The following is a 13,909-nucleotide window of genomic DNA, read 5'->3' on the forward strand; positions in this document are numbered from 1 at the left end:
CGGATTAACAATTGATCGATTTTATCTATATAAACTTGCTGATTTAGCACGTAAATATTTGGTAACGGCAAAGTATGTACTTGCTCCAGAGATCAAGATACCTAATCCTAAAACGATGGCAAAAATCATTGCAAATTCAAACCAATCGCGTAAGAATACCAATTCAGGCACTTGTTTTTGAGCAAATTGTAAGGTTAGAATCAATAGTAAGATAGCAATCAAGGCACCGATCAATCCATGGGCAATCCCGTATAATATATATGGTTTGCGGATGAACCCTTTCGTAGCACCGATCAACTGCATACTCTTGATCAAGAAACGCTGAGAGTAGATTGCTAGACGAATGGTATTGTTGATCAAAGCTACGGCTATGATCAAAAGAATCACGGTAAAGGCAAGAATCACGATACTGATCACACGGATGTTTTTGTTGACCATATCAATCAATGACTCTTGGTAAACCACCTCTTTAATGCGGCTGTTTTTTCCAATCTTATTGATGAAGGTCTGGATCGAATCGCTATTCGCGTATTGTTCCTTCATGTACACATCAATAGATGGCAGCAAAGGGTTTCTACCTAAGTATTCAACAAAGTCTTCACCCAAATCCTCTCTAAGGTTCTTTGCAGCGAGTTCCTTGCTCACATATTCCGAACGTAAAACATAAGGGTCTTTTTCAAGATCCTTTTGTAGCGACAGCACATCACCTTCATTGACATTATCATTGACGATGACGTTCAAGACGATGTTCTCTTTTACATAGCGAGATAAGTTTTTAGCATGGACTAGAATTAGTCCCAAAAGACCTGTCATCAATAAAACCAGTGCAATACTGATTACTGTAGATACGTATACTGATTTAGTTTTTTTCCTTGGTGAACCCTGTTCGATCACTGACATATATTTGATTCTGCGTTTATCCTTGCGAAAGTAAGGATTTATTTTTTCCCAATACTAATTTTCTAACAGCGAATATCAGAATTTATTGTATAGAATAAAAAACTTTTATACCGAATTTACCCTAAATTCGCTAATTTCGCAATTCTTTGTACCATACTTTTATAATTTATAATGGAGTATAACCATCAATCTATCGAGCAAAAATGGCAAAAGTTTTGGGCTGATAACCAGACCTTCAAGACTTCTGAATCTACTGAAAAACCAAAATACTATGTTTTGGACATGTTTCCTTATCCTTCTGGTGCTGGGCTGCATGTTGGTCACCCGCTCGGCTATATTGCTTCCGACATCTTTTCACGCTACAAGAGATTAAAAGGCTTCAATGTATTGCACCCCATGGGTTATGACTCTTTTGGTCTGCCAGCTGAACAATATGCCATCCAAACTGGACAGCATCCAGCTATCACCACTGAAGCGAATATCAACCGCTATAGAGAGCAGTTAGATAACATTGGTTTCTCCTATGACTGGTCTCGTGAGGTCCGTACCTCTGAGCCCGATTATTACCGTTGGACCCAATGGATCTTTATGCAGCTATTCGATGCATGGTATAATAAGGAGTCCGATAAGGCTGAGTCGATCTCTACCTTAATCCAAAAATTTGAGACATCAGGTTCCGAAGGTATCAAAGCCGAATCTGACGAAGATGTATTGACCTTCACAGCGGATGAATGGAAGGCATTCTCCGAAACAGAAAAACAAACTGAACTATTAAAATATAGACTGGCTTTCTTGAGAGAGAGTACAGTGAACTGGTGTCCTGCGTTAGGAACTGTATTGGCAAACGATGAGGTAATCAACGGTTTGTCAGAACGTGGTGGATTCCCAGTGGAACAAAAGAAAATGATGCAATGGTCAATGCGTATCACTGCTTATGCAGACCGTCTATTAAGAGGGTTGGATACCATCGATTGGCCAGAACCTTTGGTTGAGATGCAGCGCAACTGGATCGGTAAATCAGTAGGTGCAAGTGTCAAATTTCCTGTTCCTCAATTAAATGATAATATCGAAGTATTTACCACACGTGTTGATACTATTTTCGGTGTTAGCTTTGTAGTTTTAGCTCCAGAACATGAATTAGTTTCTGCTTTAACTACGGAGGCTCAAAAAGCTGAAATCGAATCTTATATCGATAAGACTTCCAAGAAATCCGAATTGGATCGTCTGGCGGATACCAAGACCGTTTCCGGAGCATTTACAGGCTCATATGCCAAACATCCGTTGACTGGAGAAGATGTACAGATCTGGATTGCTGATTATGTATTGGCTGGATATGGGACGGGAGCCGTTATGGCAGTACCTTCTGGTGATCAACGTGATTATCTATTCGCTAAGCATTTTAACCTTCCTATCATTCCGATCTCTGATTCACAGGATATCTCTGAAGCAGCAGATCCCAATAAGGATGGAAAATATATCAATTCGGATTTCATCAATGGAATGAGCTATCAAGAGGCTGTTCCGGCATTGATCGAAAAATTGGAGGCCATCAAATTAGGAAAGGCAAAAATCAACTTCCGTATGCGCGATGCCATCTTCGGCAGACAAAGATACTGGGGAGAACCAGTTCCTGTCTATTTCAAGGATGGATTACCTTATTTGATCAAAGAAGAGGAATTACCTTTATTACTTCCTGAGGTAGATAAATACCTTCCAACTGAAACCGGTGAGCCGCCATTGGGTCGTGCAGAAGGTTGGAAATACCAAGACCAATACGAGTATGAATTGAGTACCATGCCAGGATGGGCAGGCTCTTCATGGTATTGGTTCCGCTATATGGACCCTAAAAACGAACAGGATTTTGCTTCCAAAGAAGCAGTGGATTACTGGAAAGCTGTGGATCTATACATTGGTGGTTCTGAGCATGCTACAGGTCACTTGCTATACTCACGCTTCTGGAACAAGTTCCTGAAAGATATCGGTTATCACAACGAAGAAGAACCGTTCAAGAAATTGATCAACCAAGGTATGATCCAAGGAAGATCCAATTTTGTTTATCGTGTATTGGATGCTGATGGAAAAGGAACCAATCAATTTGTTTCCTTAGGATTGAAAGATCAATATACCGTGAATCCATTACATGTGGATGTAAATATTGTACATAACGATGTTCTAGACCTGGAGAAATTCAAACAGTCTAGACCTGATTATAATGATGCGGAATTCATTTTAGAAAACGGTAAATATATCTGCGGAACAGAAGTTGAAAAGATGTCAAAATCTAAATTCAACGTGGTCAACCCTGATGATATCATCGAACAATATGGCGCCGATACCCTTCGCCTATATGAAATGTTCTTAGGTCCCTTGGAACAGGCAAAGCCTTGGAACACAAATGGTATTGAAGGTGTATATAAATTCTTACGTAAGGTATGGCGCTTATTCCATGACGCTGAAGGAAACTTCAACGTATCAGATGAAGAGCCAACAAAAGCGGAATACAAAGCATTACATAAGATCATCAAGAAAGTTGAAGAAGATATTGAGCGTTTCTCTTTCAATACTTCCGTATCGGCCTTTATGATCTGTGTAAATGAATTGACCGATCTTAAAACCAACAAACGTAAGATCCTTCAAGATCTTTTGATCATCCTGGAACCATATGCTCCACATATTACCGAAGAGCTATGGTCTAAACTAGGAAATGAAGCCGGCAGCATTTCTTATGCAAATTACCCAGTCTTCAATCCTGAATATTTGGTAGAAAGTGAATTTGCATACCCTGTTTCCATTAACGGAAAGATGAAAATGAACCTTCCTCTTGCTTTAGATCTTGATCAACAAGCAGTAGAAGGAATATTGAAAGAAAATGCAGATATCCAAAAATTATTGGATGGCAAAGCTGTGAAAAAGGTGATTTTTGTAAAAGGAAAGATTATCAATATTGTGGTGTAAGGAATAGCATTGCAAAACATGAATATGAAAGGGATGGCGAAAGCTATCCCTTTTTTTGGGGATTGATGATTGGGTTTGGGTTATTTGAACCAGGATTAAAGGGATTAGAGGATGGGCCAGGATTTTAAGCCCATCAAACAATTAATTGGCCAATGTTTCTTTAGCACATTTCCAATTCTGAACGATTAGTGAAGAATCTGTACGGTTCTTATAAAAAATGGCCTGTCAACCTGAACTTTCGGCACAGGAACTGTAAGCCAGTGCAATCCTTGTTTTACTCCGAGATGTTTCGTTCCTCAACACGACAGTTAGTTAGATAGATTTAGGAACTTTCCAGATTAGCCCAACAATATCTCATTGCAATGCTTTTTGATATTTGCTGCGATCTTATCGATCGGTAGATCATCAGAATCTGCGCCAAATGGGTCTTCGATAGATTCGCCAATCATTTCTAGCGTAGCTAATACATAAAATATAAATGGAACAGCTGCTACTACAAAATAACCCATTGAAAAGACCAGGCCAATGGGCAATGTGGCTGTATACAACACAATAAAAGTTTTTATGAAAGCACTATAACCCAATGGGATAGGTGTGTTCTTGATTCTTTCACAGGCCCCGGTCACATCGGTCAAAGATGTCAATTCCTTATTCAGCACAATAAGTTGATCTCCTGTAAGGATTCCTTCCTTATAGATTTTGTTGGTCTTTTTATAGATGAGGGCAGCAACCTGGTTGGGACCATGTTTCTTTTCATCCAGATCCTGTAATTCAGGATGTTCATTCTCATCCAGCATAAATTTGGTATAGTCAGACCTTAAATAGCTAAAGAGCGTCTCTGCAAAAAGGGCAATCGACTTTTTATAGAAACTTCGGTTTACCTTGTCATCCGGTGCTAAAAAGGCATTCAGCTTGATGGCAAGCGTTCTGCTAGTGTTGGTTAGGGCGCCCCATTGTTTCCTGGCTTCCCACCAGCGGTCATAGGCAGTATTTGTTCTAAAAACCAATAATAAGGAAAGGACAAAGCCCAATAGATTATGTACCGTGGTAATGTTTTTCATCCAAGTCCTATCGGACAATTTCAGGTATTCCAACTCCCAATAAGCTAGAGCCCAGGATACCAAAACCGAAATAATAAGATAGGGAAGAAGTCTCTTGAAAATTTTACTGTTATGAAGGTAGGAAATGGTTTTAAACCAGTCTTTGGGGTTGTAAACAATCATTGAATAATTTTTTTGGCTATAATCTATAAATAGCCTAATTTCACGCAATATGACAAAAAAGCGCAAAACGGTCAAGAAAAAAGTTGTCTCCGAAAGAGAAATTAACCGTAATCTACTTTTTTGGAGTATTGCCATTCCATGCCTGATCGTCATAGGTATTTTTGCTTGGCAGCACCGTGCGGGTCTATCTTACCTGATGGTCAAATGGTTTGAGAAGGACAAGATGATCGCTGAGGATAATAGCAAATATGATATCCGAAATGTCGAATTGATGCGTAGGCACGATGATAAAATCTTCGGAATCGATGTTTCGCAGTATCAAGGTGATATTTCCTGGGACGAGGTCTTAACGATCAATGGGGAATTCCCGGTAGATTTCATATATATCCGAGCTACCATGGGGGAAAAAGCAAAGGACAGCAAATTCAGATCCAATTGGAAAGCGGTCAAGAAAAGAAATAAACTCAGGGGGGCTTACCATTATTTCCGACCAAACGAAAATTCTGTTAAGCAGGCTAATAACTTTATCAAAACTGTAGAGCTTGAACCTGGAGACTTACCTCCGGTATTGGATATCGAAGAAATGCCTAGGAACCAGTCCATGGACAGTTTAAAGACTGGCTTAAAGAGATGGCTGGTCCAAGTTGAAAAACATTATAAAATAAAACCCGTTTTATACTCAGGAGATAAATATTTTGCTGACTTCCTGGAAAAAGAATTTGCAGACTATACCCTTTGGATTGCTAACTATAACTTTTGGGTAGAGAAGCCCAAGAAACATTGGAATTTCTGGCAATTCTCAGAGAAAGGCACCGTCAAGGGAATTAAGGGACCAGTGGACCTCAATCTATTCAGTGGCGATATTGAAGATCTAGAAAAATTGAGCTTAGAATAAACGAAATAGGCTTAATTTTGTATTATTAATAGAAACAAGTGAATTAACGAAGCATTTAATCCATGGGCTTAAATGCTCAATTTCATAAATTATTATACAATGGCATCATTTAACGATATACTTCAAAAAAATTCTTTGGTCTTGATTGACTTCTCAGCAGCTTGGTGTGGACCATGTCAAATGTTGGCACCAATCTTAAAAGAAGTTAAAGATGAAATGGGAGAGAAGCTCTCGATCATTAAGATAGACATCGACAAGAACCAAGCAGTAGCAAGCAAATTCCATGTTCAAGGTGTTCCAACCTTAATCCTATATAAAGATGGAAATCAGGTATGGCGTCAAAGTGGATTACAGCCGAAACATGAACTTCTGAAAATTATTAATTCCTTTTCTTAAGGAATATATAAGAGGAAGTCAAAAACTGATTTCCTCTTATTTTTTTGAATATAATCTTTCGGTTTTCAATCGATTATTTCGACTTTTAACTATGCCTTTTTTAGGTTAAAGTCTCCTTTCCAAATTTGCTGTACCAAGATTAGAAATTCAATCCAAAAATTGATAAAAATACTTAGGTTTTATATGGACCTTATTCGAGACACATTCCGAATTTTCCGAACATGTCTCGAATAAGGGTAAACTGAGAGGTGTAGAATATCTGTTAAAATTTTTCGGTCAAAAATGAAGAAGAATTCAGAATATATGCTCCTTAATATGCATAAAAAAAGCCACCAAATTTGGTGGCTTTTCGGATGTCTTTATATGAGTATTATCAGTCAATATTTGCTGTTTCGTCAGATGCAGGATCTTTGACGATAAGACTAAGTTTATCGATCCTATGACCATCCATGTCCAAGACTTCAAATTCTAGGTTCTTGTACATCACTTTTTCGCCTTCTTCAGGTATATGATCCAATAATAAGAATACCAATCCAGCCACAGTGGTTAAATTACCGATCTCATCTTCATCTTCCTCCGTAAGATCCAAGTTGAACATTTCGATAAAATCATCCAGCTGGAAACTACCATCGATAACAAAAGATCCATCTTCACGCTGCCTGATAGTTTTCTTCTCTTCTGTTTCAGGAGAATCGAAACCACCTACCAAAGAGGCTACAATATCAGTCATGGTAATGATCCCTTGAGGACTACCGTATTCATCAACAACTACAGCCTGTAGAACCTTGCCAATTTTCAAGGTTTTCAGGACATTATAGGCGTATGTGTTCTCGTTGACAAAGGGGATAGGAGTGACCAGTTTCGCCAGGTCCATTTCCTTGGAGGTTAAGTATTCCTTCAATAGGGTTTTGACATGCACCACTCCAATGACATGGTCAAAATTACCGTCACAGACAGGATATTCGGTATGCTCATCAGCGATAATGCAAGCTTTGTTTTCTTCAAAACTATCTTGGATATCCAAATAAGTGATCTTGCTTCGGTGTACCATCAGGTTTATTGCCTTTTTATCACCTAGGCTCAATACACGATCCACCATATCATGTTCAATTCCTTCAATGGCTCCACTATCCACACCTTCGTCGACCAAGGCCTTGATTTCTTCCTCGGTCACTGCATTCTGATTTACCTTGATATTGAATAACTTCACGATAAACTCAGTAGAGATGCTCAGCAACCACACAAATGGTTTTACGATCTTACTCAGTACATTCATAGGAACTGCAATAAAGGAAGCATACTTTTCAGGAATAGCCATACCGATTCGTTTTGGAACCAATTCACCGATAATTAAGGAAAGGTATGTGATAATCAATACCACGACCAAAACAGAAACTTGATTACTGTAAGGCGCTAAGGCTTCTATTTTATTGAGTTGTTCTGCAATGTAGACTGAGATTGAACCTCCGGAGAAAAAACCAGTCAAGATACCGATTAAGGTAATACCGATCTGTACGGTCGATAAGAAGTTGTTTGGGTTTTCTTTTAATTCAAGGGCGGTTTTGGCACCTTGATTTTTAGAACTTGCAGCTTGCAATCTTGCTTTTCTGCTGGATACTATCGCTATTTCAGAAGCAGATAGGATACCATTTAAAACTATTAATATAAGAATAATTACTATTTCCGTGACCATATGGGATATAACTCGCTAATCATGTAGCAAAATACGAAATTTTCTTTTCAATACTTGATTAAAATTGATTTTAAAGCAAGGAAACAACCTATAATTAATACTTTAAATTGACTGCATGCAATTTTATTATGCAACCGTTTGATTATAAAAAATATTTTATTTATTGATTCTGTTTATAGATATTGCATTCATTACATAGCATGTTGAATGAATTAAGAGTAATGTCAACCAAAAAAACTGAAAATAGCATTAGATCGGCGGAGAAATTTAAATTAGAAGGTGAAATCATTGATTCTGTACCTTTTGGGTCTGGTCATATCAATGATACCTTTAAGATAACAACCAATAGCCAACAAAATAACCTTTATTTATTGCAGCGCATTAACCATCATATTTTCCAAGACGTGGAAGGCCTGATGAATAATATTGAAAGTGTCTGTGAGCACCTCAAGAAAAAATTAGCACACTTAGGGGAAAAGGAAGTCTTGAAGAGAACAATGACTATTGTTCCTACCATAGATGAAAAAAACTACTATCAAGATGAAAATGGTGATTATTGGCGCGTATTCCATTTGATTCCTGATACTAGGAGTTATGATATCTTGGAGACCCAAGAGCAGGCTTATTCTGGTGGAATGGCATTTGGACAATTCCAGAAACAATTGAGTGACCTGGATCCTAAAACCATAGTTGAAATACTTCCCAATTTCCACAACATCGAATTTAGATTGAATAACCTTCGCGAAGCAATTGAGAAAAATCCGGCAAAGCGTGTGGAGAAAATCCAGGATCTATTGGATTATATCTTTGAGCGCGAGGAAAAGATGAGGACGATCCTAGAATTAGGCCGTTCCAATCAATTGCCTTTGAGAATTACCCATAATGACACAAAATTCAACAATGTTTTGTTGGATAAGGACGATAACGTGCAATGTGTCATTGATTTGGATACGGTAATGCCAGGTTATGTAGCCTATGATTTTGGAGACGCCATCCGTACCATTATCAATTCAGCAGCAGAAGATGAAGCTGATGTATCAAAAATTGTCTTAAATATTCCATTGTTCCAATCATTTACGGCTGGATATCTATCAGAAGCTAAGGAGTTTTTGACCGAAACAGAAGTGGATTCTCTTATTCCTGCTGTTCATTTATTGCCCTATATGCAAGCAGTCAGGTTCTTGACCGATTATATCAATGGGGACACCTATTATAAAATCGCTTACCCAGAACATAACCTGGTAAGGACAAAAGCTCAATTGAAGCTTGTTCATGAACTTGAAGAAAACAATGATAAATTAACAAGTATATTAGCGGAGAATCTAATGTCTAACTAATATGAAGGAACTTATTGTTAAAAAAATCGATCTTACAGGCGTTGAATTAGATTACGCCAGCCTTTCAAAGGGACTGTTTGGATTAGATTGGAACCAAATAGACCAAGCACCTTGGCAAACTGAGTTTCCGGTAAACCCAGAAGTAAGATTTCAGATTGCCTATGATCAGGAGTCGATTTATGTCCATTATCATGTTCAGGAGGAATTTGTAAAGGCTCAATATATCCGTCCGAATGAAAATATTTGGGAAGATAGCTGTGTTGAGTTCTTTATTTCATTTGATGATCGCAAGACCTATTATAATTTTGAATTTAATGTATTAGGCGCAGGTCTGATCGGTTATGGAACCTCGGATAAGACATCCAGAAATAGATTGACTGCGGAGGAGATATTAAGTGTGAGTACCTTCACCCAAGTAAAGAATCTTCAAGGTGATAAGACTTGGGATATGATCTTGGTCATTCCGATTTCTTTATTTGGTAAAAATGCGGATGAATTAGGGGGAAAAACAGTTCAAGCGAATTTCTATAAATGTGGTGACAGTTTACCAAATCCTCATTTTGTAGCTTGGAATGACATCGATTTTCCGAAACCTAATTTTCATTTGCCAGCATTCTTTGGTGAAATCAAGTTTCAATAAAAATAAAAAACATCGGCAAGTGGATTGAGTTTCAACTTGCCGACATTGCATTCAATTAGCCTATACTATTCGGCTATTTTAAGAATTTTTCAATCCATTCTTTATAGGCTACCATAAAGGAGTCCAAGAATTTCTGACAATCTTTGTTAACCAATTTTCCTTGTTCATCGAAATTTGCTGCAACATTACCTATATAGGCTTCCGGTTGAGCCATGGTTGGCACATTGATAAAGACCAATGATTGCCTTAAATGATGATTGGCACCAAATCCACCGATTGCTCCAATAGAGGAGCTGATCACGCCGCCTGGTTTACCATCCCAAACATTTTTACCATATGGTCTTGAAGCAACATCTATGGCATTCTTCAGCACTGCAGATACCCCACGGTTATATTCTGGAGTGACAAAAAGCAGTGCATCTAATTCGGACACGGCTTTCCTGAAATCAACATATTCCTTAGGAGGATTTCCTTGATCTAAATCTTCGTTATAATATGGAAGTTGGCCAATTTCTAGAATCTCTAATTCCAAACCTGCCGGTGGATTAGAAACCAGATAGTTAGCGATTTTCTTATTGAAAGACTCTTTTCTCAAACTTCCTACAAAAACACCTATTTTTTTATTTGTCATAATATTTACTTTGTTATTGGTTATAACAAATTACTTCATAAAAAGTTATTAAGATATTATTAATTCTTATTTTCATTCTTTGGATGTCTACAGTGAAAAATGAATTTGCGGAAGTATGGTTCTTTAACCAGGGATGGAAGGCGCATGCCTTTCAGGAGCAGTGTTGGAAGGCAATTTCCAATGGAGAATCTGGAATCCTGAATGCGCCGACTGGCTATGGAAAGACCTTTGCGATCTGGTTTGGGATCATTGCTCAATACTATGCTAAAATGGCAAATCCCAAAGCAAGCAAGAAAAAACACCTGCATACCCTTTGGATTACCCCGTTGCGAGCGCTTTCCAAGGAAATCCATAAAGCGACCAATCAAGTTTCAACTGACTTGGACCTTGATTATCAGATTGAATTTCGGACAGGAGATACTTCCACCAGCATTCGCCAGAAACAGCGAAAAAACCCACCACAAGCTTTAATTACGACGCCGGAGAGTGTGCATCTTATCCTTGCAACAAAAGGAGGACAGGAATATTTTAAGAATCTGGAGTTCATTGTAGTTGATGAATGGCATGAACTGTTGGGATCCAAGCGAGGTGTGTTAATTGAGCTTGCGCTAAGTCGCTTAAAGGCCATAAATCCTAACCTGAAGATTTGGGGTATATCGGCAACGATCGGTAACCTAGAGGAAGCAAAAGATATACTATTAGGTCCAGGAACCCTTGGAACTCTCATTAAGGCTGATATCCATAAAAAAATGGACATTCAGACGGTCTTTCCGGATAATCTGGAGAAATTTCCTTGGGCTGGCCATTTAGGGATTAAACTATTGGACAAGGTCGTCGATATTATCAATAATTACCAAACAACTTTAATTTTCACCAATACAAGGTCGCAGGCCGAAATCTGGTACCAGCAGATCATTACCTATTATCCAGAATTTGCCGGACTGCTGGCCATCCACCATGGCTCATTAAGTGACGAGGTCCGCAATTGGGTAGAGGAGTCCCTGCATGAAGGAAAATTAAAGGCGGTAGTCTGTACGAGCAGCTTGGACCTAGGTGTTGATTTTAGGCCTGTGGACTGCGTAGTCCAAGTTGGATCGCCAAAAGGTATTGCCAGGTTCCTGCAAAGGGCAGGACGCTCGGGCCATAGGCCTGATGCTACCTCTATCATCTATTACGTGCCTACCAATTCCTTAGAGATCATTGAGGGAGATTCCTTGAAATTTGCCGTGAAGGAGAAAATCGTGGAAAGTCGGATTCCCTATTTAAGATCTTTTGATGTTTTGATCCAATATCTTATGACCTTGGCTGTAGGAGATGGATTTTATGCAGATGAAATCCTGCAAGAAGTAGCTCAAACCCACTGTTTTGAATCGATAACCCAAGAGGAATTTGACCAATGCATGTCCTTATTGATCCATGGGGGATCAACCCTTCAAGCGTATGATGATTTCCATCGCTTGGTTTTGGAAGAAGGGGTATACAAGGTGACTTCAAGAAAGTTGGCGATGCGACATCGATTGTCTATAGGTGCCATTGTATCAGATCTGATGATGCGGGTGAAATTCCTTTCTGGAAAATATTTGGGATCCATAGAAGAGTCCTTTATCTCAAAATTGAATATCGGCGATTTTTTTTGGTTTTCCGGTCGGCAGCTGGAGCTGGTTCAGATTATAGCAAATGATGCCATTGTGAAGGCATCCGAAAAGAAAAAAGGAGTGGTACCATCCTGGATGGGTGGGCGATTTGCCATTTCTCCAGACCTTGGAATTGCCATTCGACATAGTTTTAAGAGTATCCATAAAACTGTAGGGATAAGTCCAGAAATAAAATTCTTGAAACCATTATTTAAAGAGCAGGAGCAATTCTCGGCCCTTCCGAAAGAAGATGAGCTCTTGGTCGAATATATACAGACAAAGTATGGCTTCCATCTCTTTTTCTATCCATTTGAAGGAAAGCTCGTCCATGAAGGAATGGCTCAGGTTGTGGCCTATCGATTGAGTCTGTTAAAACCTGCAACCTTCTCCATTGCGACAAATGAATATGGGATTGAGCTTCTTTCCGAAACAGATTATGAAATAGACACCCAACTGTTAAAGCAAATTTTCAGTCCACAGAACCTGCACAAGGACATCAATTCTGGAATCAATGTTCAGGAAATGGCAAGAAGGAGGTTTCGGGACATAGCTGGTATTGCAGGACTGATATTTCAGGGTTTTCCAGGAAAGCAGATGAAAAGCAAGCATTTGCAGGCGAATGCCGGGCTGTTTTTTTCTGTTTTTTCTGAATATGAGCCCTCCAATCTTCTGTTACGGGAGGCTTATGATGAAGTTTTTGATTTTCAATTGGAGGAAGGGAGAATGCAGCTTGCCTTTGAACGAATCTCGAAACATAAGATTATTTTTAGTAGACCTTCTAAATTAACTCCCTTTGCGTTCCCTATATTTGCAGAATCTTTTCGAGAGCGCTATTCCAATGAAGATTGGCAAAGTCGATTGGAAAAGCTGAAAAATCAACTATTAGATGGCTAAACGCTTAGAGTTAAATGGATTGGAAATGTATCTGTTACCCCAAAAGGTGATGTATATTCCCAAATATTTTATGTTGATCATCTCCGATTGGCATCTCGGTAAATTAGCCCATTTTCGCAAGGAAGGTCTTTTTGTTCCAGCACCAAACATTGATGAAGAGCTGGAAAGGATGAACCTATTGATTGATGACCTTGATATCAAGGAAATCGTTTTCTTAGGGGATCTTTTCCATTCCGAATGGAATTCCGATTGGGAAAAATTAAAATCCCATATAAACAGCATCAGTAAATACTCGATCCAATTTACCCTGACCAAAGGGAACCATGATATCTTGAAGGAAAAGCATTTTCAAGATATGAACATGAAGATCAAGGATGAAGTATTATTAGCTGAAGGAGTGATTCTCTCCCATGAACCTATAATTGGCTTACCAGATTACATGTTCAATATAGTAGGGCATATTCATCCAGGCTGTCTCATCGAAGCAGGAGGAAGGCAATCTTTTCGACTGCCTTGCTTTTTTATTCAGGATAAAGTGCTCACGATGCCGGCATTTGGAAAATACACAGGTTTGCACCTGGTGAAGAAAGATAGAAACAACAAGATTTTCGTCATTGTAAACGATTCTGTACTTGAGCTTTAATAAACAATTGCTATTGTAGAAATAATTTTTAGTCTTATATTAGATATATCAAATTGCTAAAGCGGTTT

Annotated in this window: 11 protein-coding genes; 7 read left to right on the plus strand and 4 right to left on the minus strand. The window is 38.7% G+C overall.

Annotated features, from left to right (window positions below):
• Positions 1-21: 21 nt before the first annotated feature.
• Positions 22-900, minus strand: a complete 879-nt coding sequence (locus ACWIB3_RS06005) for a cell division protein FtsX (RefSeq protein ID WP_093096407.1) — start codon at positions 898-900, stop codon at positions 22-24.
• Positions 901-1,071: 171 nt separating this feature from the next.
• Here ACWIB3_RS06005 and leuS point away from each other — a divergent pair, with 171 nt between their 5' ends.
• Entirely contained in the window at positions 1,072-3,855 is a 2,784-nt protein-coding gene (gene leuS, locus ACWIB3_RS06010; protein ID WP_454291162.1) for a leucine--tRNA ligase, read from the plus strand.
• A 338-nt stretch (positions 3,856-4,193) separates the two neighbouring features.
• On the opposite strand, the gene ACWIB3_RS06015 is transcribed toward leuS, so the two are convergent.
• Positions 4,194-5,078 carry a bestrophin family protein gene (locus ACWIB3_RS06015; protein WP_185214439.1) on the minus strand — a complete coding sequence of 295 codons (885 nt, stop codon included), beginning with the start codon at positions 5,076-5,078 and terminating at the stop codon, positions 4,194-4,196.
• 49 nt (positions 5,079-5,127) lie between these two features.
• On the opposite strand from ACWIB3_RS06015, the gene ACWIB3_RS06020 reads away from it, so the two are divergent.
• Both ACWIB3_RS06020 and trxA read left to right on the plus strand, forming a co-directional pair.
• Positions 5,128-5,973: a glycoside hydrolase family 25 protein gene (locus ACWIB3_RS06020; protein WP_185214440.1), complete on the plus strand. Its 846-nt coding sequence runs from the start codon at positions 5,128-5,130 to the stop codon at positions 5,971-5,973.
• A gap of 99 nt (positions 5,974-6,072) precedes the next feature.
• Complete coding sequence (gene trxA / locus ACWIB3_RS06025) at positions 6,073-6,369, plus strand: thioredoxin (RefSeq protein WP_093096417.1); 297 nt, start codon at positions 6,073-6,075, stop codon at positions 6,367-6,369.
• Positions 6,370-6,742: 373 nt separating this feature from the next.
• Here the strand turns inward: trxA and ACWIB3_RS06030 are convergent, their stop codons facing one another.
• Positions 6,743-8,062, minus strand: coding sequence for a hemolysin family protein (locus ACWIB3_RS06030; RefSeq protein WP_185216267.1), 1,320 nt, complete (start codon positions 8,060-8,062; stop codon positions 6,743-6,745).
• Positions 8,063-8,283: 221 nt separating this feature from the next.
• Here ACWIB3_RS06030 and ACWIB3_RS06035 point away from each other — a divergent pair, with 221 nt between their 5' ends.
• Positions 8,284-9,399 carry a phosphotransferase enzyme family protein gene (locus ACWIB3_RS06035; protein ID WP_313259196.1) on the plus strand — a complete coding sequence of 372 codons (1,116 nt, stop codon included), beginning with the start codon at positions 8,284-8,286 and terminating at the stop codon, positions 9,397-9,399.
• Position 9,400: 1 nt separating this feature from the next.
• Positions 9,401-10,039, plus strand: coding sequence for a carbohydrate-binding family 9-like protein (locus ACWIB3_RS06040; RefSeq protein ID WP_454291163.1), 639 nt, complete (start codon positions 9,401-9,403; stop codon positions 10,037-10,039).
• 73 nt (positions 10,040-10,112) lie between these two features.
• Here ACWIB3_RS06040 and ACWIB3_RS06045 read toward each other — a convergent pair whose 3' ends face one another.
• A complete protein-coding gene (locus ACWIB3_RS06045) occupies positions 10,113-10,670 on the minus strand; it encodes an NADPH-dependent FMN reductase (protein WP_454291164.1) in 558 nt (185 codons plus the stop codon).
• Between the two features lie 83 nt (positions 10,671-10,753).
• Here ACWIB3_RS06045 and ACWIB3_RS06050 point away from each other — a divergent pair, with 83 nt between their 5' ends.
• Positions 10,754-13,198 (plus strand): ligase-associated DNA damage response DEXH box helicase, encoded by a 2,445-nt coding sequence (locus tag ACWIB3_RS06050; protein WP_454291165.1) that lies wholly within the window; start codon positions 10,754-10,756, stop codon positions 13,196-13,198.
• A complete protein-coding gene (gene pdeM / locus ACWIB3_RS06055; protein ID WP_185214446.1) occupies positions 13,191-13,841 on the plus strand; it encodes a ligase-associated DNA damage response endonuclease PdeM in 651 nt (216 codons plus the stop codon). Before ACWIB3_RS06050 ends, pdeM begins: the two co-directional genes overlap by 8 nt.
• Positions 13,842-13,909: the final 68 nt, after the last annotated feature.

This window comes from Sphingobacterium sp. NPDC055431 (assembly GCF_053644255.1).

Coding starts and splice junctions, on each gene's coding strand:
- ACWIB3_RS06020 (WP_185214440.1), top strand. CDS start 5,128: ATGACAAAAAAGCGCAAAACGGTCAAGAAAAAAGTTGTCTCCGAAAGA.
- trxA (WP_093096417.1), top strand. CDS start 6,073: ATGGCATCATTTAACGATATACTTCAAAAAAATTCTTTGGTCTTGATT.
- ACWIB3_RS06045 (WP_454291164.1), bottom strand. CDS start 10,670: ATGACAAATAAAAAAATAGGTGTTTTTGTAGGAAGTTTGAGAAAAGAG.
- leuS (WP_454291162.1), top strand. CDS start 1,072: ATGGAGTATAACCATCAATCTATCGAGCAAAAATGGCAAAAGTTTTGG.
- pdeM (WP_185214446.1), top strand. CDS start 13,191: ATGGCTAAACGCTTAGAGTTAAATGGATTGGAAATGTATCTGTTACCC.
- ACWIB3_RS06005 (WP_093096407.1), bottom strand. CDS start 900: ATGTCAGTGATCGAACAGGGTTCACCAAGGAAAAAAACTAAATCAGTA.
- ACWIB3_RS06030 (WP_185216267.1), bottom strand. CDS start 8,062: ATGGTCACGGAAATAGTAATTATTCTTATATTAATAGTTTTAAATGGT.
- ACWIB3_RS06015 (WP_185214439.1), bottom strand. CDS start 5,078: ATGATTGTTTACAACCCCAAAGACTGGTTTAAAACCATTTCCTACCTT.
- ACWIB3_RS06050 (WP_454291165.1), top strand. CDS start 10,754: ATGTCTACAGTGAAAAATGAATTTGCGGAAGTATGGTTCTTTAACCAG.
- ACWIB3_RS06035 (WP_313259196.1), top strand. CDS start 8,284: ATGTCAACCAAAAAAACTGAAAATAGCATTAGATCGGCGGAGAAATTT.
- ACWIB3_RS06040 (WP_454291163.1), top strand. CDS start 9,401: ATGAAGGAACTTATTGTTAAAAAAATCGATCTTACAGGCGTTGAATTA.